This is a genomic window from Pseudocitrobacter cyperus (genome assembly GCF_039889165.1).
Classification (GTDB): Bacteria; Pseudomonadota; Gammaproteobacteria; order Enterobacterales; family Enterobacteriaceae; genus Pseudocitrobacter; species Pseudocitrobacter cyperus.
In genome coordinates this window covers 22,364-45,230 of record NZ_JAYMYY010000004.1, presented here as the reverse complement: position 1 = coordinate 45,230, position 22,867 = coordinate 22,364, and the positions used below count along the sequence as shown (strand labels likewise).

The 22,867-nt window shown below is 53.8% G+C and carries 21 protein-coding genes; all 21 read right to left on the bottom strand.

What is annotated here, in order from left to right:
• Complete coding sequence (gene hybO, locus VSR74_RS14130; protein WP_347795295.1) at positions 1 to 1,119, bottom strand: hydrogenase 2 small subunit; 1,119 nt, start codon at positions 1,117 to 1,119, stop codon at positions 1 to 3.
• A gap of 384 nt (positions 1,120 to 1,503) precedes the next feature.
• The gene (locus VSR74_RS14125; protein ID WP_347795294.1) at positions 1,504 to 1,788 is read right to left on the bottom strand and encodes a ferredoxin family protein; all 285 of its coding nucleotides are present in this window, start codon (positions 1,786 to 1,788) and stop codon (positions 1,504 to 1,506) included.
• Entirely contained in the window at positions 1,785 to 3,071 is a 1,287-nt protein-coding gene (locus VSR74_RS14120) for an FAD-dependent oxidoreductase (RefSeq protein WP_347795293.1), read from the bottom strand. Before VSR74_RS14120 ends, VSR74_RS14125 begins: the two co-directional genes overlap by 4 nt.
• A 4-nt stretch (positions 3,072 to 3,075) precedes the next feature.
• Positions 3,076 to 4,017 (bottom strand): FAD-binding protein, encoded by a 942-nt coding sequence (locus VSR74_RS14115; protein WP_347795292.1) that lies wholly within the window; start codon positions 4,015 to 4,017, stop codon positions 3,076 to 3,078.
• A gap of 24 nt (positions 4,018 to 4,041) precedes the next feature.
• Complete coding sequence (fixA, locus tag VSR74_RS14110; RefSeq protein WP_347795291.1) at positions 4,042 to 4,815, bottom strand: putative electron transfer flavoprotein FixA; 774 nt, start codon at positions 4,813 to 4,815, stop codon at positions 4,042 to 4,044.
• A 33-nt stretch (positions 4,816 to 4,848) separates the two neighbouring features.
• Complete coding sequence (locus VSR74_RS14105) at positions 4,849 to 5,988, bottom strand: acyl-CoA dehydrogenase family protein (protein ID WP_347795290.1); 1,140 nt, start codon at positions 5,986 to 5,988, stop codon at positions 4,849 to 4,851.
• Positions 5,989 to 6,026: 38 nt separating this feature from the next.
• The gene (locus VSR74_RS14100; RefSeq protein WP_347795289.1) at positions 6,027 to 7,349 is read right to left on the bottom strand and encodes a GntP family permease; all 1,323 of its coding nucleotides are present in this window, start codon (positions 7,347 to 7,349) and stop codon (positions 6,027 to 6,029) included.
• Between the two features lie 84 nt (positions 7,350 to 7,433).
• Positions 7,434 to 8,570: a 2-hydroxyacyl-CoA dehydratase subunit D gene (locus tag VSR74_RS14095; RefSeq protein ID WP_347795288.1), complete on the bottom strand. Its 1,137-nt coding sequence runs from the start codon at positions 8,568 to 8,570 to the stop codon at positions 7,434 to 7,436.
• Entirely contained in the window at positions 8,570 to 9,811 is a 1,242-nt protein-coding gene (locus VSR74_RS14090) for a 2-hydroxyacyl-CoA dehydratase subunit D (RefSeq protein WP_347795287.1), read from the bottom strand. The genes VSR74_RS14095 and VSR74_RS14090 overlap by 1 nt, the downstream gene beginning before the upstream one ends.
• Positions 9,808 to 10,635 carry an acyl-CoA dehydratase activase gene (locus tag VSR74_RS14085; RefSeq protein WP_347795286.1) on the bottom strand — a complete coding sequence of 276 codons (828 nt, stop codon included), beginning with the start codon at positions 10,633 to 10,635 and terminating at the stop codon, positions 9,808 to 9,810. Before VSR74_RS14085 ends, VSR74_RS14090 begins: the two co-directional genes overlap by 4 nt.
• 18 nt (positions 10,636 to 10,653) lie before the next feature.
• Positions 10,654 to 11,886 carry a CaiB/BaiF CoA transferase family protein gene (locus tag VSR74_RS14080; RefSeq protein WP_347795285.1) on the bottom strand — a complete coding sequence of 411 codons (1,233 nt, stop codon included), beginning with the start codon at positions 11,884 to 11,886 and terminating at the stop codon, positions 10,654 to 10,656.
• A gap of 57 nt (positions 11,887 to 11,943) precedes the next feature.
• Positions 11,944 to 13,548 (bottom strand): AMP-binding protein, encoded by a 1,605-nt coding sequence (locus VSR74_RS14075; protein ID WP_347795284.1) that lies wholly within the window; start codon positions 13,546 to 13,548, stop codon positions 11,944 to 11,946.
• Between the two features lie 190 nt (positions 13,549 to 13,738).
• Positions 13,739 to 14,722: a helix-turn-helix domain-containing protein gene (locus VSR74_RS14070; RefSeq protein WP_347795283.1), complete on the bottom strand. Its 984-nt coding sequence runs from the start codon at positions 14,720 to 14,722 to the stop codon at positions 13,739 to 13,741.
• A 176-nt stretch (positions 14,723 to 14,898) separates the two neighbouring features.
• Positions 14,899 to 16,416, bottom strand: a complete 1,518-nt coding sequence (gene purF / locus VSR74_RS14065; protein WP_347795282.1) for an amidophosphoribosyltransferase — start codon at positions 16,414 to 16,416, stop codon at positions 14,899 to 14,901.
• A gap of 33 nt (positions 16,417 to 16,449) precedes the next feature.
• A complete protein-coding gene (gene cvpA, locus VSR74_RS14060) occupies positions 16,450 to 16,938 on the bottom strand; it encodes a colicin V production protein (RefSeq protein ID WP_015963619.1) in 489 nt (162 codons plus the stop codon).
• 272 nt (positions 16,939 to 17,210) lie between these two features.
• Entirely contained in the window at positions 17,211 to 17,912 is a 702-nt protein-coding gene (gene dedD, locus VSR74_RS14055; protein ID WP_347795281.1) for a cell division protein DedD, read from the bottom strand.
• Positions 17,902 to 19,170 carry a bifunctional tetrahydrofolate synthase/dihydrofolate synthase gene (gene folC / locus VSR74_RS14050; protein ID WP_347795280.1) on the bottom strand — a complete coding sequence of 423 codons (1,269 nt, stop codon included), beginning with the start codon at positions 19,168 to 19,170 and terminating at the stop codon, positions 17,902 to 17,904. The genes dedD and folC overlap by 11 nt, the downstream gene beginning before the upstream one ends.
• 72 nt (positions 19,171 to 19,242) lie before the next feature.
• A complete protein-coding gene (gene accD, locus VSR74_RS14045) occupies positions 19,243 to 20,157 on the bottom strand; it encodes an acetyl-CoA carboxylase, carboxyltransferase subunit beta (protein WP_347795610.1) in 915 nt (304 codons plus the stop codon).
• Positions 20,158 to 20,310: 153 nt separating this feature from the next.
• The gene (locus VSR74_RS14040) at positions 20,311 to 20,970 is read right to left on the bottom strand and encodes a DedA family protein (protein WP_347795279.1); all 660 of its coding nucleotides are present in this window, start codon (positions 20,968 to 20,970) and stop codon (positions 20,311 to 20,313) included.
• Positions 20,971 to 20,998: 28 nt separating this feature from the next.
• Entirely contained in the window at positions 20,999 to 21,811 is an 813-nt protein-coding gene (gene truA, locus VSR74_RS14035) for a tRNA pseudouridine(38-40) synthase TruA (protein WP_347795278.1), read from the bottom strand.
• On the bottom strand, positions 21,811 to 22,824 hold the full coding sequence (locus tag VSR74_RS14030) for an aspartate-semialdehyde dehydrogenase (protein ID WP_347795277.1): 1,014 nt from the start codon (positions 22,822 to 22,824) through the stop codon (positions 21,811 to 21,813). The genes truA and VSR74_RS14030 overlap by 1 nt, the downstream gene beginning before the upstream one ends.
• Positions 22,825 to 22,867: the final 43 nt, after the last annotated feature.

Here is a 22,867-nt window from a genome sequence, read left to right as displayed (position 1 = left end):
TTATTCTCCCCGTGAGTCAGTGTTATCTTTCTTCTGCTGACGCCCCAGCTCACGAACGGCCATCACGCTGACGCCCGCGACCAGGCCAACCACACCGCCCAGTAAACCCACGGCTCCAGTTGAAATCTCGCCGCCTTCTTTCAGGTTTACATCCGGTTTTTCCGCGCGCGGCGTCTGGTTTTCAACCGTCGCCAGTTGATGAATGCCTTTGTGAAAACCGACGCCCTCTTCGTTACAGCCATAGCACGGATGACCGATAGCAACCGGCCAGACGCCGCCGACTTCGCAGAATTGCAGCGTCGAACAGTTACCGTAAGTTTCCGGCCCTTTGCAGCCCAGGTGATACAGACACCACCCCTGACGATGGCCTTCATCACCGAACTCTTTCGCAAAGCGCCCGGCATCAAAGTGCGGACGACGTTCGCAGTGCTCGTGAATCAGACGACCATAGGCAAACGTCGGGCGGTTCTTAGCATCCAGCTTCGGCGGTTTACCAAAGGTGATGATATGAGCGACGGTCGCAAGGAAGTTGTGCGGGTTGGGCGGACAGCCAGGAATGTTGATGATCGTTTTGCCCGGCAAGGCTTCCTGAAGCCCTACCGCGCCGGTCGGGTTAACGCCCGCCGCCGCCACGCCGCCCCAGGCAGCGCAGGAGCCGATAGCAATAATCGCCGCAGCCCCTTCTGCCGCTTTGCGAATATGGTCGATAATCGGTTCACCGGCGACCATGCAGTAAATCCCATTATCTTTCAATGGGATTGAGCCATCGACCACCAGCACATACTGACCTTTGTATTTTTCCAGCGCGTTGTGCTTGTTCTCTTCAACCTGATGGCCAAAGGCGGCGGAAAGGACTTCGTGATACTCCAGAGAGATAGTCTCCAGCACGAGGTTTTCCACAGTGGGATGCGTTGCACGGAGCAGAGATTCCGTGCAGCCGGTACACTCCTGCGCGCCAATCCAGATAACCGGTGGACGCTGTGGGCGAGTGATAGATTCGGCCATCTCGGCGGCCGCTTTACTACTGAGCCCCATGGTGGCGGCCAGTGCTGCACAAAGCTTCATAAAATCACGGCGATTAACGCCATGAGAAGTGTTGAGGCTATTATTTCCAGTCATCTTATTGTTATTCCGTAGCGAAGACCTGGCTTTCCCTGCACCTTTCGCAACAATTATTCACGCCGCGACAGGCGCACCATATACCACACTTTTTACATGGTTATTGCGGCATGATACTCCGATGAACACTGAAGCAAAGCAGAGAAAAGGGTTTTGTAACCAATAAAAGCAAGATAATACTGTGCTGAGGCCGGTTACTGTCAGCAAGAAATAGAGCCATGTTTTTGCCCAAATATTCGTGCTGACAACGGATAGAAGCCATACCATCCATTACCCCTTCTCCCTGTATGGATTAGGGTGCTAGTGTAAGATTATTGCGCGATTAATTTGACCAGCTTGCTCACATTATTGAAAAGTGACCGGAGAAAAATCTGCGCCTAATCATTAACCAAAACGATACTCTACTCCCATCGAGCCCACCGGATATTCCCACTTTGAAAGAATCGATTCACCACACAAAACCCGGCAGGTTCCACATTCAAGGCAGCCTGCATAATCGAATAAAAACTGGCCTTTATCATCACGGCGATATAGCCCGGCCGGACACGCCATCATCAGTTGTTTAAAAAGATCGGGGTTGATCTTTTCGTTGAGAATAATATGCGGGTTGCCTTCATCGATATAAAATTTGTTCACCCCAAGTTTGATATCCACGTTCACATTATTCATAGCGATCGCGCTCCTTTAAGACCGTCTTTCAATAAGTTAAGCAACCCCGGTTTTTTAATATGTGGGAACAGTTTCTTACGCAGCGGCTGTTGGCTACCGGAAACGGTAAACACCGATTTCATCATATTGGCCATCATGTCGGGATATTCAGTAAAAAGTCGCGGATTATCCATTAAGTCCGGCATATTCCGGTAGAGTTTGAGATCGTTCATAACAAAACTACGATTCAGCAGATCGCTGTATAGCGCCAGCCCCTGACGGCTATAATTCCCCCGCTCTTTCGCGGCAATCACCGCCTTTGCCGCCGCTTCGCCTGACGCAATGGCCAGATCCATCCCGCGAACGGTGTAGCCAATATTCAGGCATAGCCCTGCCGCATCGCCGGTAATGAGCACGCCCTCACCCACCAGCTCAGAAACCATATTCAGCCCGCCTTCAGGCACCATATGCGCGGAATACTCCCGCAATTTTCCCCCCGCGACCAAAGGCGCGACAACCGGGTGATGTTTAAAATTCTCCAGCATTTGCGGCACGCTGTGGGTGAATTTACCCGCATTATGCAGCCCCATCACCAGGCCTAATGACACCGTGGTTTTGTTGGTGTAAAGGAAACCACCGCCCATATGGCCACAGGACGGCGCCCCCGCGAAGAGCCATGCGGTGCCCTGCGTTCCGACACAGCCGAAGCGGTCTTCCATCTGCGCGGGCGTTAATTCAATCAGTTCCTTTACCCCGACAGCCACCGTATGCGGGCTGATGTGCTGTTTGATCCCCGCTTTTTTCGCCAGCAATGAGTTCACGCCGTCGGCAAGGATCACCACCCGGGCTTCAATCTCATCGTCTCCCGCCTTCACGCCGCAAATTTTTCCCTCTTTTACGATAAGTTCGTCCACTCGGACGCCGGTGATAACCTGCGCGCCGACCTCTTCCGCTTTGCCCATCAGCCAGGGATCGAACGTCGCACGCAGCACCGTCCAGGAAGCCTCTTCCGCCAGAGAGTGCCCCGGATGCTGGTAATCCAGCGTGACGCCAGAATCCTCCGTCAGCATAGTGATTTTTTCCCTGACAACCTGCCGTTCAACCGGGGCTTCGCAGGCAAAGCCCGGCATGATGGCTTCAAGGCTGTGGGCGTATAAACGCCCACCGGTCATATTTTTGCTCCCCGCGAAGTTGCCTTTTTCAATTACCAGCACTTCACATCCCGCCTTTGCCAGCACGTAGGCGGCGGTGCCTCCTGCCACGCCGCCGCCGACAATAATGGCGTCAAACACATCGTCTGCCATGTTTTTACTCCGCCATTTTCTTGCTTAGTTCGGGAAGGATCTTGTACAGGTCGCCCACGATGCCATAATCGGCCACGCTGAATATCGGCGCGTTTTTATCTTTGTTGACGGCCACAATGGTCTTCACGCGATTGACGCCAACCATGTGCTGGATCTGCCCGGAGATCCCGGCGGCAATATAAACATCGGCACCCAACGCCACGCCGGAAACCCCAACGTAGCGCTCCTGCTCCATCCACCCCTCACCTTCGGCAATGGGTCGCGAACAGCCCACTTCTGCATGTAATACCGCGGCAAGCTGCTGAGCCAGCGCAAGATCCTCTTCTTTGGCAAAGCCTCGGCCAACCCCCACCACGCACTTCGCTTTGCCGAGATCAACCTGGCTTGCCGGTTTAAGCTTGCGTGACAGGAATTTAATCGCATGCGGCGGCGCGATAAAGGCGGCTGGTTCGACCGTTGCGGTGACACTGGCTGCCGCGCCGTCTGCCGTCTGCCCGGCCCCCAGCGTGATGACATTCCAGGCGGAACGAAGCTGAACCCGACCATGAGCGAGGCCACCGTACAGCGGGTGCGAAACCATCATCGCGCCCTCGGCGATTTCTACACTGGATGCATCATTGATTGCAGCGCACTCAAGACGCGCGGCGACACGAGCCGCGATGGCTTTACCGCGTTTGGACGCGGAGAAAACAACCAGGCCCTGGGAATTAGCGTCGCGAATCACCTGGCTGAAAGAGAGCGCGTAATCTTCAACGATAACGCCCTCTTGCGCGGAAAAATGGTGGATTACATCCGCCCCCAGGGACAGGCACTCCTGCGCCTGCGCGTCACTGCCGATGAAAAGCAAATGAACTCGCTGGCCCCATTGGCGGCCAAGCGCCACCAGTTCAGCCATCCGCTGGGTATTATCGGCATAGACAAATACAGAAGGTAATAGCGTTGCCATAGTAAACTTCCTTGCTCAAATGAATTAGTTAAGGGCCTGACGTAAGTATCCCGCCAGCGTCGCAATAGCCTCATCGGAATCGCCTTCGACGATAATGCCCAATCGCTCTGCCTGCTCTGGCGCCTGCGCCGAGACGCGCACAGCGGTGGTCTGCGCCAGAGCGCCGTCAACATCACTGAGCCCCCATTGAGTTACCGGTTTTTTATTCGCCGCCAGAATGGCTTTCATCGAGGGAAGTTTTGGAACGTTGATATCTGAGCTGACTGAAATGACGGCAGGCAACGATAGCTCAAGCTCCTCCACCGAATCCTCCAGGGTACGTTCAATAATTACGCTGGAACCATTAACGGTAATCTTGCTGACTGCGTTAATGCAGGGCAGATTTAAACGCTCGCCAATCTGCATGCCGGTTTGCTGGGCATATAAGTCCCCGGAACCCTCGCCGCAAATCAGCAGGTCAAAGCCTATTTTTTCCGCCGCGTTCGCCAGCAATGCCGCGGATTCCGTTGGATAAAGGACATCACAACCGTCATCCGCAATGACGGTCAGCGCATCGGCGCCACGGGATAAAATATCTTTGCGGATCTTCGAGTTTTCGAGCATGGCCTTGTTACCCAGGCTCAACACGGTAATCTGTGAGTCCGGATGCCCCTGCGCGATCTCGACGGCAGCTTCCAGGGCGTTCAGGTCGTAGAGGCTGATCTTCAAGCCTGCGTTTTCCGTTATCAGTTCGCGGCCAGGCCCCGTGGTAATATCCAGTTCATCGCGAACCACTTTGCAGCATGTGATTAATTTCATACGTTGATATCTCTTCCGTTATCTATCAAACCATCAGGCCAAAATATGCTTTGCAATCACCATGCGTTGGATCTCGCTGGTGCCTTCAAAGATTTCCGTTAGCTTGGCTTCACGCATCAGGCGCTCGACCGGATACGATTTGGTGTAGCCCATGCCGCCATGAAGCTGTACCGCTTTTTGCGTCACGTAGGTGGCGGTTTCGGCGGCGTAGAGCTTCGCCTGCGCTGACTCGAGGGTGTACGCTTCCCCGGCCATTTTTGCCGCCGCTGCACGATAGACCAGCATGCGGGCGCAATCGACACGCGTCGCCATCTCCACCAGCATCCACTGCACGCCCTGGTTGGCGGCAATCGGTTTACCAAACTGAATACGCTCTTTGGTGTAGGCGATGGTGGCGTCCAGCGCGCTTTGGGCAATGCCCAGCGCAATCGCCGAACAGCTCAGGCGGCCACCATCCAGCGTTGACATGGCAATATGGAACCCTTGCCCCTCTTCGCCCAGACGCGCGCTCACCGGAACCACGCAATCGCTAAAGCTGACGGAGCAGGTATCCGATCCGTTCATGCCCATTTTCTCTTCCGGGATGCCAATGCTGATGCCAGGATTGTCGCGTTCAACCAGAAACGCGGTGATGCCTTTGACGCCGCGACTTTTATCGGTCATGGCAAAGACGATATAAAACGCCCCCTGAGGCGCGGCGGTGATCCACAGCTTGGAACCGTTAATCACATACTCATCGCCACGGCGAACGGCAACCGTCTGCTGAGCCGCCGCGTCACATCCGGCACCGGGCTCAGAAAGGCAGAAGCAACCAATCTTTTCACCGCTCACCACGCCAGGCAGCAACCGCTGTTTGGTCTCTTCGTCGGCATATTCCTGAATAATTGGCCCGGTCAAAGAACACTGCGAGCCCATGATCATGGCGTGTGCGGCGCTTACCTTTGACATCTCCTCGGTGGCGAGGACATAGCTGATAATATCCGCCCCTGTCCCGCCGAACGCTTCATCGATGTTGAAACCAAACAGCCCGGTTTCCGCCATCGGCGCAACGCTTTCAGCCGGGAAACGGTGTTCACGATCGATTTCCGCCGCGATGGGTTTAACTTCCGTTTCGACAAACTCGCGCACCATGTCGCGAATTAAGATTTGCTCTTCCGTTAACTGGAAATTCATTGTTTATGTCTCCCTTAATCCATGTAAAAGATAAATGCTTAACCTAACGCCAGCAGCGAGGCGGGCAGGAACGCATACAGCAGCAGCATGAAGCACATCGCGACCAGGGGGATCGCCAGCGTCAGAACGCCAACCGGCCCGTAGCCCTCTTTATGGGTCACGCCGCAGACGCTCAGTACCGTCACAATCAGCCCGTTAAACGGCGGAGTAGTACTCATGCAGGACATTGTCGCCACACGGTGCAGCGCCCCCTGGTCAACCACGCTCGCCGGGAACATGCTGGCGATAAGCGGCATCGCGACGCTGAGCGCCCCGGAGCCTGAGCCGCTGATAAACACCAGCGCGCCGACGGAAATCGCCGTCACCATTAAGGGATTCAGCCCGGAATGGACAATCGCCTGGAAGGATTGCTGGAACGCAGGCAGCGTCATAACCAGCGCGCCGAAACCGACGATCACTGCCGTGTTGAACAACGACATCACCCCTTCCATCGTGCCGGCGGCCAGGTTGCTGATGATCTCTTTCCAGTTCAGATAGCGCAGGTAGACCACCAGCGCCGCGACGATCGCGGCGAACAGCGCGATGGCCGGATCCCACTTCAGTACGTTCAGCACAACCAACAGCACCAGCATCGGCAGCAGCGCCACCACCACATGCGGCAGCGTGCGCGCAGGCGCGCTGTTTCCGGCTTTGGCGCTCTTTTCATCTTCCTGCCAGCCCTCGCCATTTGCCCGCACACGCTTAAACAGCCAGCTCAGGTAGACGATAACCAGCGTCACCTGGAACAGTGCGGTGATCATGCCGGGTACCAGCCCCGCGGTGGCGGAGGTGCCGAGAAATTTCATCGGGATCAGGTTTTGAATTTGCGGTGAGCCGGGCATGATCATGACGAACGTGCCTGCCCCGGCAAAATAGACCGCCGGAATTAAGCGGCGCGGCAAATTCGCTTTCCGAAAGAGGCTGACCATCATGGAGTAGACGGTGAACAGCGCAACGAAAACGGAGACGCCGCCATAAGCCAGAATTGCGCAGGCAGCCACCAGTGAAGGGATAACCGCTTTTTCACCAAATTTGCCGATAATAAACGACGCCACGCTATCCGCCGCGCCGCTAATTGCCGTTAACTTGCCGAAAATAGCCCCGAGGACGAAGATAAAGAAAAAGTTACCAAAATAACTGCCTACGCCTCCGGTATATATTTTTAATATAATATCCAGCGGGTTTATTGTTCCTGCTGAGGTCATCCATGCTGTCACTGCCAGAAAAAGGCTGGTGACAAAAACGGAAATGAAAACGTGTATGCCTTTCATACACATCGCCATCAAAATAACGAGACCGATTACCAGACATAGTATGCCCATAAATCCTCGATAATATTTTATACAGAGCGTCAACCCTGGCGACAGATTCCGTCGCCAGGCTTAATCAAACAAAATGCAATGCCATTACTTCACTGACAAAACATCAGCGAATGTCTGCAATGCCGTTCTGGCCTGCTCATATGTTTTAGTTTGTTGGTCAATCTCGATAATGATTGAAGGGATCCCTTCTCTATCGAGATATTTTTTAATTACCGGCGCATCAAACTCTTCCGGGTCGCAGAATTTGGTCAGTAAATACACCACGCCGTCGGCATGATGCTCGCGCACCATCTCCGCCAGCACACTGCCACGGGTTTTCTTCACATCGAAAAGCAGGGAGCAACCTTTCAGTTCTGCAATCTGTCGCGCCATCGCTCGCCATGGGCAGCTATCCTCCGGCACATCCTGACGGAAGCGGCGGGATTCATGGGCCACTTCATCGGCAACAATCGCCATCTGGTTATCGGCAAAAATCTGCAGCAGCGCCGGGCTGTCGGCGATAATGCCGGTAATGACAACTTTATGCCCGTGCCAGGCTTCTAAAGGTTGCTGATTGGCGAGCGTCACAATATCCCAGACACGGCGAGTGTGTTCGACGACATCCATAAAGTAGCCGCTCTTAATTACCGCATTACGCAGCGCGGGGGTAAAAATATGGGGATATTTCGCCGCCGCCAGCGAAAAGGCACGTAGTGCCGCCCGATGCTGGTTGTAGCGTTCTATTGCCTCAGCGAGCCCTTCATCAGTAACGGGAATACCTGAAATGGCGGTCAACTGTTCGGCAATTTTTTTATACTGTGCGGTCAGGAAATCAATCCCGGCGGCGGTTTCGCGATTCTGCGGATGCACGAGCTGAATAAAGGGAACCTGAGGTACACCCGTTTTCCAGTTCTGCCCCAGACATTTCAACGTATCGCACAGCGAGGGGATAATGACCGCCGATAATTTATTGAGCACCGTATCAAGCCCCATCTCCAGTGAGGAAAGCGCCAGCGCACAATAAAAGGGCGGGAAATATTTCTTCGCTTCGGTGATTTCTCGCCCTTCCTGCCCCCAGATACCAAACGGCACGAGCCCGGCGGCATACACAATTTCATCCGGCGTATATTCCGGAAAACAGCCAACCACTTTCTTACCGCTTTTCACCAGATGATCGAGTTGTTGAGCGGGCGTATTTGCCACCGTCTGCAACTGATCCAGCATTTGCTTTAATGTGTCCATTAGCGATCGCCTCCCTGAGCCGCAGCTTTGTTCGCCGCCATAATTTCCGCCAGCGCTTCGATACGCGTCACATATTGCGCTTCAGAGAAGCCACGCGGATCGGCCTGATCGCCGTCAAAGGTGACGGTCGGGATCTGTAATTCACGGCGAAGCTTACGCTCGATCTCGGGCATAATGCCGCTCCACATCTTGCAGCTACGGTTAATATGAATAACCGCACCGTCGACGTTATTCTGCCGGCAAACATCAATACGCATATCCGCCGCACGCTCTACCGATACGCAGTTGGGAACGTATGAGTAGGCGCGCATCATCTCTGCGCTATTCTGGTAAATCACACCAAATGCCGTGGCATAGACCGTGGCGGTAACATTTATTCCCTGCTCCTTCAGCGGCGTGGAAGTAGCGCGCAAATAGGGCCAGCAGGCAATGCCTTCAAACAGAACCCGGAATTTCTCTTCGCCTTTATAGGTCGATTTATTTTCACGGATATTTTGTTCCATCTCTTCACACAGTAATTCAAAGGCTTCGGCTGCTTCCTGTTTTCCTCGGGCGCAGACCGCCACCGCCATATGGTTAAACAGATCAAAACCGTTCATTGGCGACGGCTGATACTGGCAATACTCAGCGGCTTTCAGCCATGCTCTGCCGGTGCGCTGTGATATTTCGCAAACCTCTTTAAATTTTTCCTGCGAGAAAGTTTTGCCGGTAATATTCTCCAGTTGGCGAATAGCATCATCGAATTGCCCCTGGATATAACGCACGGAAACATCATCAGTGTCATATTCATTCTTATAGGGGATATCGATGAGGATCATCGGGATCTGCAACTCATAGGCGATATTTTCATACCACTTAATCATGCAGTTACAGATATTATTACTGCACAGCACGAAGTCCGGCTGCGGCATATCCATCTCATCGCAGTGCTTCACATCCATAAATGAGAGGCTGATACGGGCATAAGCGCAGATATCGTTGGAATAGCCCAGGCTCTCGGCATGCTCGCACATTCGCAGGCCGCCGCCTTTGGCCGCAATCGCTGCCGCCTGGTTTTCCGGGTAGACGACGCATAGCCCCAGCGTTTCGGCAATTTCCTGCGGAAAGTTAGATGCGCACCAGCCGACCATTTCACCGTTAGCTTTGGCATCCCAGGCCCGCTGGTAAGCATCGGCGGCAATTTGTTGCAGCCTTTTCCTGGCTGGAATATATTCTGGCGTTGCGTTAATTACATCGCTCATAAAATTCTTCCTGTGATAATTGTTTCGTTATTCTTTGTCTGGCGATAGGATTCCCACGCATATATCGCCGCGCCGATGGCGCCATTAAATTGGGATAGCGGAGAGGTTGCGATTGGCGCATTAATTTCTTCGCTGACGCAGCGTACCACTTCGAAATTCCTCGATACGCCGCCGGTCATCACTACCGGAGCTTCAATACCGACGCGCTTGGCAAGACCCGCAATACGGCTGGACACGGATTGATGAATGCCATTAATAATGTCCGGGATCGTTTCGCTGTTCGCTAAATGTGAAATCACCTCGGTTTCGGAAAAGACCGTACAGGTTGAACTGATGGTGACGCGCTTTTGTGAAAGCGCCCCCTGCGCGGCCAGTTCGCCAATATCAGTTTCCAGAACCCGTGACATGACATCGAGAAAACGCCCGGTACCCGCCGCGCATTTATCGTTCATCACAAAATTGAGCAACCGCCCCTGACCATCCATATGCAGCGCTTTAACATCCTGACCGCCAATATCAATGACCGTTTTCACGCCGGGAAAGAGATAGTTCGCCCCTTTGGCGTGACAGCTCAATTCGCTGACCTCTTTATTGGCCGCCTTTAGTGAGTTACGGCCATAACCCGTGGCGCATATCCAGTGAATATCCGTGAGGCTGCCGCCATACTGCTGCAAAACGTCGGCAATCGCTTTTTCCGGGCCGGATGTGCCAGCGCCCACCGGCGCCAGCGATTTCGCCACGATGTCACTGCCGTTACGCATAATGACGCATTTGGATGCCGACGAACCGATATCGACGCCCAGGGTGATTATGTCGTGCATCATCGTCACTCCTTTACGCTGTCAATCACGCCAGACGGAGATATCTTTATTGCTTTCAAGGCCCGCGATGTCCTCTTCGCTATAGCCAAGCTCGCGCAGAATAGCCGGTGAGTCTTCGCCCAGCAGGGGCGCGCGACGATATTCCGGCAGACCGCATTCGCGCATGGAGATAGGCGAACGCACCAGCGCTTTTTCGCTGCCGTTGTCATATTTCATGGAATAGAAAACATCAATCGCCCAGGCCTGCTCGTCCTGTAACACCTCTTCCCAGGTTTGCGCCACGCTGAAGGGGATATCGTTTTCAATAAAGATTTGCCGCCACTCTTGCGCGGTTTTCTGCTCAATTTGCGCCCAGACGATGTCATACACCTCAGGGGAGCGTTTGTGTTTCGCCACTTCCTGCAAACGGGTATAGCGCTCATCTTCCGCCAGGTCAGGGCGACCAATACAGCTCATAAACTTCGCGTAATAGGCGTCATAAACCGGCATACACACCTGCACAAAACGCTCATCGCGGGTTTTGTAGGCCAGTACGAACGGGCTGGTGGTGGTACGGCGATCGATTGGGTAAGGCTGGCCGTAGTCCGGATACTGCGCCGCCTGAACCATAATCGCCTGAGTATAAATAGAGGTATGTAACAGGTTGGTTGAGACATACTCGCCAAGCCCGGTATTCATTGCCCGGATGTAGGCAGCCAGTACGCCGGAAACCAGCCCCATCGCGCACTGGTGATCGCCCAGCCCTGGGATGACATTCATCGGTACCGTGCCTTTCTGGTACAGAGAGCCGAGGATCCCCGCACGGGCAAAAAATGCCGTGTAATCAAAACCGGGCAGATCCTGATCCGGGCCGCTCTCGCCATAACCGGTCACGCTGGCATAAACCAGCTTCGGAAACTTCGCTTTCAGCGATTCATAACTTAACCCGGCGCGTTCACGCGCCTTAGGGCGCCAGTTAGTGAGAAAGATGTCCGCTTTTTCCAGCAGTTGAAAAAGTATTTTCCGCCCGGCTTCCGTTTTGGTGTTAATCGCAATGCCACGCTTATTGGCATTTTCTAAATCAAACGTGGTGTTTTCATACTGATTCAGAGGGCGACCTTCCGTTGGCGCGGTATAACGCAAATTATCGCCGTCAAGGGACTCTATTTTAATGACTGTCGCCCCCATATCCGCCAACATACGTCCGGCTGCAGGTACGGCGATAAATGTCGCCAGTTCAACAACAGTTACACCTTCCAGTGCTTTATTACTCATTTTCGTTCCTCTCACAGAGATTGCATCCAGCACCCTGAAAATCAGGGCTCCGATAATTTATTCAGCAGGCGGTAACGTCATTAATGTATTTATTGAGCGACGAATAGACTGTTTATCTGTTTTTCCGCAGGCCGTTAGTGGAAACGTTGAGAAAAAGTAGAGGTGGGCCGGTACTTTATATCTCGCAATACGTTCCCGTAGAAAATTCAGTAGTAATTGTTCGCTGACAGGTCGCTCATGCTGGGGACAAACCGCGGCGACCACCTCTTCACCCATGCTTTCTGAACTCACACCGAAGACATAAACCGCATCGATACCAGGACATTCCAGAATGGCTTCTTCGATTTCGCGCGGGCTAATATTCTCTCCCCCGCGGACGATGAGTTCTTTTTTTCGCCAGGCATAATGAAAATTCCCTTCCTGGTCGATAAACCCGATATCACCGCTATGAAACCAGCCCTGTTCATCAATCACCTGATGAGTCAGTTCAGGATCGCCGTCATAGCCCATCATCAGGTGATAACCGCGCGTACAGAGTTCACCCTTGACGCCCGGGGCGCACTGCTGTTTTGTTTTGCCGTCTATCACTTTCATTTCGACAAACGGCAGCGGCCTGCCGATAGACACGCTTTTTACAGCCAAACTCTCTTCTGGCAGCGTTTGCGTACAACAAGGCGAGGTTTCTGTCTGCCCCCAGGAGACGGCGATACCCGGCATCGCTAAGCGAGTGGCGATATCGCAGACCAGTTTGGGTGAGCAATACGCCCCGGCGACCACGCCTTTTTCAAGTGTCGAAATGTCGTAGTCTGACAACCGCGGGTGCTGGATCAGACGGCTGAAAATCGTGGGAACACCATGCAGCACGCTACAGCGATAGCGCTGCACCGCGTTGAGGATCTCGTCGGTGCTGTAGTTATCGAGAATGACCAGGCTGCAACCGGACATCACCGCGAAGTAAAGTCCGTACACCAGCCCAAAGCAGTGAAAAAATGGAATGGGGAGGCAGAGAGAGTCAGTTGGCGTGACGCCAAGACGAGAAGCGCCGAAGAAGGCATTATTGAGAAGGTTGTAGTGGCTTAATAGCACCCGTTTTGGCTGCGCCATGCTACCGGATGTAAGTTGAATGGCCACCGCATCATGGCAAGAGACCGCAACCTGTGCGGCAGAGTATTGCTCTTCGCCAACGCCTTGCCCCAGCGCGACCAGCCCAGACCAGCCCTGGACGGTTTCCGCATGCTGTTCACCATAACCAATCACTATCTCCGGCACCACATCCGCGGGAAGCGCCGCCAACATGCGATTAAAGTTATTGTCGCGAAAACCATCGTTGAAACAGAGCGCTCGCAGATTGAGCCCCCGCAGCACATTTTCCAGCTCTTTCTCTTTGAAGTGGATATTAATCCCCACGACTATCACGCCGATTTTCGCCGCGGCCAGAAAACAGATAACCCACTCCAGGCTGTTGGGCGCCCATATCCCGAGGCGATCCCCTTTTCTTAATCCTTTTGCTAACAGGCCCTTCGCAATATCATCAACCGCACAAGAGAGCGATCTCCAGGTCATTGCCTTACCGCTACGGCCCTCAATAATGGCCGTCGTAGAAGCGTGTTTTTCAACACAGGCATCCAGCCCTTCACCTGTCGTGATCGATAAGAGACCCATAATGAACTCCTTGTGCAAACAGGGAGATTCTGGAGCGAGTTCAGCGGGGAGACTTGGTAAATAACGAACTAATTTTCGTCATTTTGCTGCGGAGTAATAAAAATGCAGGATGAGTTCACACAATCCCGGAAGCTGGAATATTACGTTGCGTAAACTGTTAATTTTATGTTTTTTAAATGGGAGTACAGAATTAACCTGTTGTTAATCTGGCGAAATGTAATTTTCTATATTCTGAAGGCGTCACCAGATTCTCGGCCTTAAACCGACGACTAAGATTTGAAATATCATTAAAGCCGCAGTCATAGGCAATCTGGGTAATATTTTTGGTGGTTAACAGAGGATTAACCAGCGCTTGTTTATATTTTTCCATTCTTTGCTGTTGGATCCACTTACTGACCGTGGTTCCCTGCTCCTGAAAAAGCTTTTGCAGATAGCGAGGTGAAATACCGCATTTCTGCGCACACTCCTGCAGGCTTAACTCCGGATTGGCAAGATGGGTATTAATATATTCCTGAGCCGTATAAAAGAGCGTGGAATGGCTATTGGGCTGTGCAGGTACCGCCACGCTGAGTTCGCTGAGCGCGGAGATAATGAGATCAAGTAAAATATCAGACAGTTGCGAGGCGTGCTGTGGCGAAATGGTATCAAGGAATGGGATGTACTTCATCGCAAAACTGTAGACCAGCGAGCCGGAAACGCTGTTACCGCGCACCGCTTTGGCGGTGAAATTTTGCGTACAGCCCAGCTTTTTGGCGAATTTCTCTCTGGGGATCATAATCTTGTAGAGAGAGTAATCATTTTCAAATGACCAGGAAACCGGCCTGGACATATCACAAAAGCAAAAATCGCCCTGCCGCAGGAATGCGGTTCTGCCGTCCTGCGTCAGCCGCCCGCTTCCCGAACGCTGTAATTCAATATAGAAATCGCCATTGTGCCCGCTGCCGGAGGGAACAGGCTTACTGGCGGCTGAATGGCTGTTCGATTCCAGCAGCAGAAACTGGAGATCAACCACCCGGTGCTGAATGATGTTGGCGTAGAAACGAGAAGATGCCGTATTTGACATTGCAAGATCGCACTCATACGACGAGAGAAAACGCGCCCTGACAATATCCTGGAAAACAGAAAATCGCTCCTGGCAGGGGATGTCCTGGGTGGTAAAAATGTCTCTCATCATGCACCTGCCGCGAGGATTTATAAGGATGAGTCTGGTATATCCGCATCAACTGCCAGGCGCAAGAGGCAGGTTGTAAAAACAGAATAACCATCGCAATTGTGTGGTTTTAGGACTGCAAAACAGAACTGTTTTTCAGGGAGGAGAGTACGCCAGGGTTGCCCCTGGCGGTGGGAAGTTTACCCTTCGTTATGCATCTCTAAGTTTTCCACTTCGTTCTGCAACTGCACCGCTTTGGCGTCGTCGTTACGCAGGGAATCGAGATAATCGAGGTATTGCTGGTCAACATCTTTGGTGACGTAGACGCCGTTGAACACGGAGCATTCAAACTGCTGAATATCCGGGTTTTCTGCGCGTACTGCGTCGATCAGATCGTTAAGATCCTGGAAGATGAGACCATCTGCGCCAATAATCTGGCGGATTTCATCCACTTCACGCCCGTGGGCAATCAGCTCGGTGGCGGTTGGCATGTCGATACCATACACGTTCGGGAAGCGAATTTCCGGTGCGGCTGACGCCAGATACACTTTCTTCGCTCCTGCTTCGCGCGCCATCTCGATAATCTGCTCTGAGGTGGTACCACGCACAATAGAGTCATCCACCAGCAGGACGTTTTTATCGCGGAACTCGGCGCGGTTGGCGTTCAGCTTGCGGCGCACGGATTTACGACGCAACTGCTGACCCGGCATGATAAAAGTACGACCCACATAGCGGTTTTTCACAAAGCCCTGGCGATACGGCTTATCCAGAATCCGGGCGATTTCCAGCGCGATATCGCAGGACGTTTCCGGAATCGGGATCACCACATCGATATCCAGATCTTCCCACTCGCGGGCAATTTTTTCGCCGAGTTTGGTGCCCATATTCACACGCGCGCTGTAGACGGAAATCTTGTCGATAAAGGAGTCCGGACGCGCGAAATAGACGTACTCGAACAGGCACGGGTTGCTGACCGGATTCTCTGCACACTGGCGGGTAAAGAGCTGACCCTTCTCGGTGATATATACCGCTTCGCCCGGCGCAACATCGCGCAGGAACTCAAAGCCCAGCGTATCCAGTGCCACGCTTTCGGAAGCAACCATATACTCGGTACGGCCATCGCCAACATCGCGCTTACCCAGCACCAGCGGGCGAATACCGTTCGGGTCGCGGAAGGCGACCATGCCATGGCCGATGATCATCGCCACGCACGCATAAGCGCCACGGATCTGGCGGTTAGTGGCCGCAATCGCGGCGAAGATGTTGTCGGCTTCCAGCGGATAATGGCGGAAGTTGTCGAGTTCACTGGCGAAGATATTCAGCAGGATCTCAGAATCAGAGGTGGTGTTGATGTGGCGGCGCTTCTCTTCGAACAGTTTCTCACGCAGTTCGTGCGCGTTGGTCAGATTACCATTATGCGCGAGCGTGATGCCATACGGGGAGTTAACGTAGAAAGGTTGCGCCTCGGACGCGCTGGAGCTGCCAGCGGTTGGGTAGCGCACATGACCAATCCCCATATTGCCCTGCATACGCTGCATATGGCGAGCTTCAAAGACATCGCTGACCAGCCCGTTTGCCTTACGTAACCGGAAGCAGTTGTTCGCATCAATGGTAATGATGCCCGCGGCATCCTGTCCACGATGCTGCAGCACCGTTAACGCATCATAAATCGACTGGTTGACCGGCATAACACCGGCGATACCGACAATACCGCACATACGTCTTTTCCTCGTTAAGCCACATCTCAGGACTTATGTCCTGGGCAAGAAACTTGACGAGCTTTGCAGATAGTCAAAGAACCATCTGATGATGAAACTGAACTGCGGGATAAGCTGCGATTTATGCCAGTCTTCGCTTTTCGCAACGCCCGTAAAGGTATCGAGGAAGAACAGAATAGCGGCGACGATTAACACCCCGCGCAGCGCACCAAAGCAGATGCCCAACACTCTGTCCGTTCCCGACAAACCGGTTTTTTCCACCAGTTGACCGATAACGTAGTTAACGATAGCGCCGACGATAAGCGTCGCGATAAACAGTACCGCGATAGCAATCCCGTTGCGAACCAGTTCATCATCAAAGCCCGTGAACCAGACGGACAGGTAAGTGTAGTAATGACTGGCGACAAAGAAGGCACAGCCCCATGTCACCAGCGATAACGCTTCACGAACAAAGCCACGGATAAGGCTAACCAGACAGGAAAAACCTATTACCGCGATAATGGCGTAATCAATCCAGACCATATGTGTCCCACGATGCTACGCCCTGTCATCCGGTTCGGGGCGCATTCTAACAGAAAAAGAAAACGTTTGCGTAGGGATTTCCTTTCCCTGCGAAAATAAAAATGGCGCTGAAAAAATGTTCAACGCCATCACTTCTGGAGGGGGTAAAACCCCCTCACCCTATCCCTCTCCCCATAGGGGAGAGGGGATCGCCCGAGCACGATGCTAAGTTCGGCGCTGGTTTTCCCCTCTCCCCTATGGGGAGAGGGTCGGGGTGAGGGGTCAGGCCACCTTTAATTCGGCGTATACCCCATCACCACCCCGCTCAGCCCGGAGAGTTGCTTAAGCTCACCAAGAGAACCTTTCAGCTTATCTTTCGACGCATCAGGCCCCACCAGAATGCGGGTAATTTTACCCTGAACTGGCGTGGAAGGCGACGTATAGACGCGATAGCCCGCACCGCGAAGCGACGCGACAATCTCGTTAACTTTATCGGCATTTTTCAACGCGCCAAGCTGTACCACATACGCCTTTCCTTCCGGCGCCGGTTTTTCAGCAGGCGCAGGTTTTGCCGGCGGCGCTTCGGTCGCGGCGGCGATTTGCTCGCTGGCGACATCGCGCGTTGGCTGCGGTTTAGGTTTTGGCTGTTCAACAGGCTTTGGTTTCGGTTTTGGTTGTTCAACCGGCGCAGGCGCAGGATCAATACCATTATTATTCGCCGCGGCAAAACGGCCAGGATCAAGCGATGGTGCCGCTGCGTCGCCCGCCCTCACCTCTTCCGCCGCGCCTTCCGGCGGCTGCGCAGGCAGCGCCTGCGTTGCCGTCGGCAACATATCCGGCTCATCGCGGTCGCCCGGTTTTGGCACCAGTGGGATCGCGGCAAACTCATCCTGGTAATGCTTTTTCTGCCCGTCGAGCAACCCTGGCAGCACGATAACCCCCAGCGCTACCAGCACAATCGTCCCGACTAAGCGGTTCTGAAACTTACTTGCCACCGGTTCTCCCCGCGTCTAACTCTTCCATTACATGCGCTACCGTGTGGAAGGAACCACACACCAGCACCGTATCATCCGGCCCGGCATCGGCCATTGCCGCATGCCACGCCTGTGCCACACTGGCGTAGACTGTCCCTGCGCGTAGATGTTCCACAAGCTGTTCAGCCGTGGCTCCGCGAGGCCCTTCTAAAGGCGCACAATACCAGCTATCGACAACGCCTTCCAGACACGCCAGCGTGCCGGCAATATCCTTATCATGCAGCATACCAATAACCGCCAGAACGCGCCCGGTTAGCGGCTCAGATTTGAGACGCCCGGCGAGATATGCGGCCGCATGCGGGTTATGTGCGACATCGAGGATCACGCGCGGCGAGGCCTGAATCGTCTGGAAGCGCCCGGGCAGAATCGCGCTGGCGATGCCTTCACGAATGGCCTGTTCGCTAACCTTCAGGCCGCTGGCGCGCAGCGCAGCCAGTGCGGTAGCGGCGTTTGGTTGCGGCACCTGCGGCAACGGCAGCGTGTCCAGGCGGCCTGTCGCATCGCTAAACCACCAGCTTTGCGCATCGACGCCATACTGCCAGGCTACGTCCCGCTGTAACAACTGTGCGCCCTTTTCACGAGCAACATCAGCGATAGTCGCTGGCATATCAGGCTCCCCCACCACCGCCGGACGCCCGGCGCGGAAAATCCCGGCTTTTTCGCGACCAATACTTTCGCGGTCTGGCCCCAGCCAGTCGGTGTGATCCAGCGCGATACTGGTAATGACCGCCACATCCGGGTCTACCAGATTCGTCGCATCCAGTCGCCCGCCGAGCCCAACTTCGAGAATAACCACATCCAGCCCCGCCTGCTTAAACAGCCACAGCGCAGAGAGGGTGCCATATTCAAAATAGCTCAGGGAGATATCGCCTCGCGCCTGTTCAATAGCCGCGAAAGAAGCCGTATGCGCGCTTTCTGCAAGCTCTGCGCCCTGTACGCGCACACGCTCCGTATAGCGCACCAGATGAGGAGAGCTGTAAACACCCACCTTATAGCCTGCCGCCATCAGCATCGCTTCCAGCGTCCGACAGGTCGTGCCTTTGCCGTTGGTTCCGGCCACGGTGAAGACGAAGGGCGCCGGTTTCTGCACATTGAGCCGGGCTGCCACCTCGCCCACGCGTTCCAGACCCAGGTCGATGGTTTTGGTGTGGAGATGTTCCAGATAGGAAAGCCACGTAGCCAGGGGCGACGTGGCCTGAGGAATAAGTTTATTGTCCATGATGCCCGCAATTTCTTTAACGGTGATGAGAAGCAAAAAGGGCAGCGCCGTCTGGCCCTGCCCTTTGCATTATCAGGCCTCTGGTTCCTGATCCGGTACCGGCGGTACCACCACACTTTCGTGGGCTTCATCCGGGTTTGGCGCCGGAAGATTCATGAGCTTCGCCAGAATGCTCGCCAGTTTCAGGCGCATTTCCGGGCGACGAACAATCATATCGATTGCCCCTTTCTCAATCAGGAACTCACTGCGCTGGAATCCCGGCGGCAGTTTCTCACGAACGGTTTGTTCGATAACGCGCGGGCCGGCAAAGCCGATCAGCGCTTTCGGCTCAGCAATGTTCAGGTCGCCCAACATCGCGAAGCTCGCCGATACGCCGCCCATGGTAGGGTCGGTCAGTACGGAGATATAAGGCAGGCCACGTTCCTGCATTTTCGCCAGCGCCGCAGAGGTTTTCGCCATCTGCATCAGCGACATCAGCGCTTCCTGCATACGTGCGCCGCCGGATGCGGAGAAGCAAATCAGCGGGCAGTTATCTTCCAGCGCCTGCTCAACCGCACGGACAAAACGCGCGCCAACCACGGAACCCATCGAACCGCCCATAAAGGAGAACTCGAATGCCGCAGCCACGACAGGCATCTCGTGAAGAGTGCCTTTCATCACCACCAGCGCATCTTTTTCGCCCGTTTCTTTTTGAGCGGATGCCAGACGGTCTTTGTATTTTTTGGAGTCACGGAACTTCAGCACGTCTTTGGGCTCAAGCTCGCTTCCCAGTTCCACCAGTGTGCCTTCATCCAACAGGCTATGCAGGCGATTACGCGCAGACATTCGCATGTGGTGGTCACACTTAGGGCAAACCTCCAGGTTACGCTCCAGCTCGGCGCGGTATAAAACCTGCCCACAACTGTCGCACTTGGTCCATACACCCTCAGGAATGCTCGCTTTGCGTGTAGGGGTGATGTTGCTTTTAATTCGTTCAATCCAGCTCATTGATAACCTTTCTGCCTGAACCTGGTCGATGCCAGTTTTGTCATAAGGGGCGCATAATGCCATTTTTGCCCCTTACAGACCATGAATGTTGCACATTAAAACATAACAGCCCGAAACTTTGGACAAAAAAGTGGTCGAACCGCGAATTTGCGCTTACTTCACTTGTTTTGCCGCCGCGCGACGATGGCGTACAATCTCGATAATTCCCGGCAAAATTGAGACCACAATAATGCCGACAATCAATAACTTAAGATTATCCTGAATCATCGGAATTGTGCCAAAGAAGTAGCCCGCATAGGTAAACAAAAGAACCCATAAGAATGCGCCAATCACGTTATAAGCCGCAAAATGGCGATAGGACATGTGACCCATACCCGCGACAAACGGTGCAAAGGTACGCACGATCGGGACAAAGCGCGCCAGAATAATCGTCTTTCCGCCATGTTTTTCGTAGAACTGGTGTGTTTTATCCAGATAACTACGACGGAAAATTTTCGAGTTCGGGTTGCTGAACAATTTTTCGCCAAACAGCCGCCCAATAGTGTAGTTCACCGCATCGCCCACAATCGCCGCAATCAACATCAGCACCACCATCAGATGGACGTTAATGTCATTGGTTTCCAGCGAGGCCAGCGCCCCGGCGACGAACAGCAGGGAGTCTCCCGGCAAAAAGGGCGTGACAACCAGGCCTGTTTCACAGAAGAGAATTAAAAACAGAATGGCATAAACCCAGACGCCATATTGCGCGACGAGTTCGGCCAGATGCACATCAATATGTAGAATAAAATCAATCAGAAAGTGAATCAGATCCATAATTGTCTTTAGCCTTTGTGAACTGCTTTCAGTCCGCTAAAAATAGCGGCCCCATGGGTACGCACGGCAGGTCAAAACGTTCCGGGTAATCTACAGCCACCAGATACAAACCTTCCGCTTTAGCCGTTGCTGCCGCCAGCGTTCTGTCTTTTGCGGCTAACAACTCAGCAATCCAGCTCTCTGGCTGGTTTTGGGCGCCGACTTCCATCAGGCTGCCGACAATATTCCTTACCATATGATGTACAAAGGCATTTGCTTTGATATCAACCACCACATACGCGCCATAGCGAGCAACGTTAATATGCATAATATTGCGCCATGGCGTGCGCGACTGACACTGCACAGCCCGGAACGAGGTGAAATCATTCTCGCCCAGCAAACACTGCGCCGCACGGTGCATTCGCGCTTCATCCAGCGGTTGGTGATAGTGGGTAACTCCCTGGCTCATCACCGCCGGTCGCAACCGATGATTGTAGATGATGTAGCGGTAACGGCGAGCCGTCGCGCTAAATCGAGCATGAAAATCATCGGGTACATGTTTCACCCAACGCACGGCGATGTCACCAGGTAAATTCGCATTTACTCCGAGCGTCCACGCCGCGTCTTTACGGTCGGCAGTCGTTTCAAAATGCACCACCTGCCCTGTACCATGTACACCAGAATCGGTGCGCCCGGCGCAGAACACGGTAATCGGTTCATTGGCGACCTGGGTCAGCGCTTTTTCCAGCTTCTCCTGCACGCTGCGTACTTCATTCTGACGCTGCCAGCCATAATATTTGCTGCCGTCATACTCAATGCCGAGCGCAATTTTATAGACCGGCTGTTGCTGCACTTCCGACATTAGTACATATACTCCTGCACTAATTTTTCTGCGATTTTCACCGCCATCAGCGCGCCGCCGAAGCGAACGTTATCGGCAACCGACCAGAATTGCACCTGTTCCGGCATGCCGTAGTCATTGCGCACGCAGCCAACAGAAAGATGCGCGCTGCCAGAGGCATCGCTCACCTGAGTCGGAAATTCGTTCTCTTCAGAGAGCACAATGTCTTCGCCGCGGGTAAAAGCGTCACGGGCTTCATCAGCCGCCAGTGGACGCATAGCTTCAAAGCCGACCATCTGCGCGTGGCCATAAAAGACCGGGGACTGGACGCAATTGACGGAGATCATCAGTGCATCGTCCTGCAAAATTTTGCGAGTCTGATCGACAATACGCTGCTCTTCACCCACGATACCTTCACGATTAGGCAGGATCGGCAACATATTGAACGCCAGTTGGCGACCAAAGAAATCATCTTCATCAATAGGAATGCCGTTGAGCAGTTTCGCGCTCTGTCCCGCTAACGCATCCACCGCTTTTTTACCGTGGGATGATGCGGAAAGCAGACAGGTCACATTGATACGTGACAGGCCGCCTTCATCGATCAGCGGTTTCAGCGCCGCCAGCAACTGGCTGGTCTGGCTGTCCGGCACGGCAACCAGGTTACGGTTACGATAATCGGCCAGCACAAACGGGTTCACTTCCGGAACCACCAGCGGCACGTCTGGCTCGAGAGCGTAAACGCCGCTCAGGTCGATAACCAGGCAGCCAGAGTTTGTTGCCTCTTCGGCATACGTTGTCGAGGCTTCTGCGCCTGCGGCAAAGAACGCCAACTGAACCTGCGTCCAGTCAAACTCCGCCGCGTCCTGTACGCGCACCGTTTTCCCGCCAAAGCGCAGATTTTCCCCGGCGCTTTCGCTACGCGCCAGCGCATAGAGTTCACCTACCGGGAATGCGCGCTCCGCCAGTGTTTCAAGCAGGGCTTCCCCAACAGCGCCCGTAGCGCCCAGTACGGCAATATTCCAGCCTTCAGACATGGTGATTTACTCCAGAAATAACGACGTGCCCTGCCGACAGGCA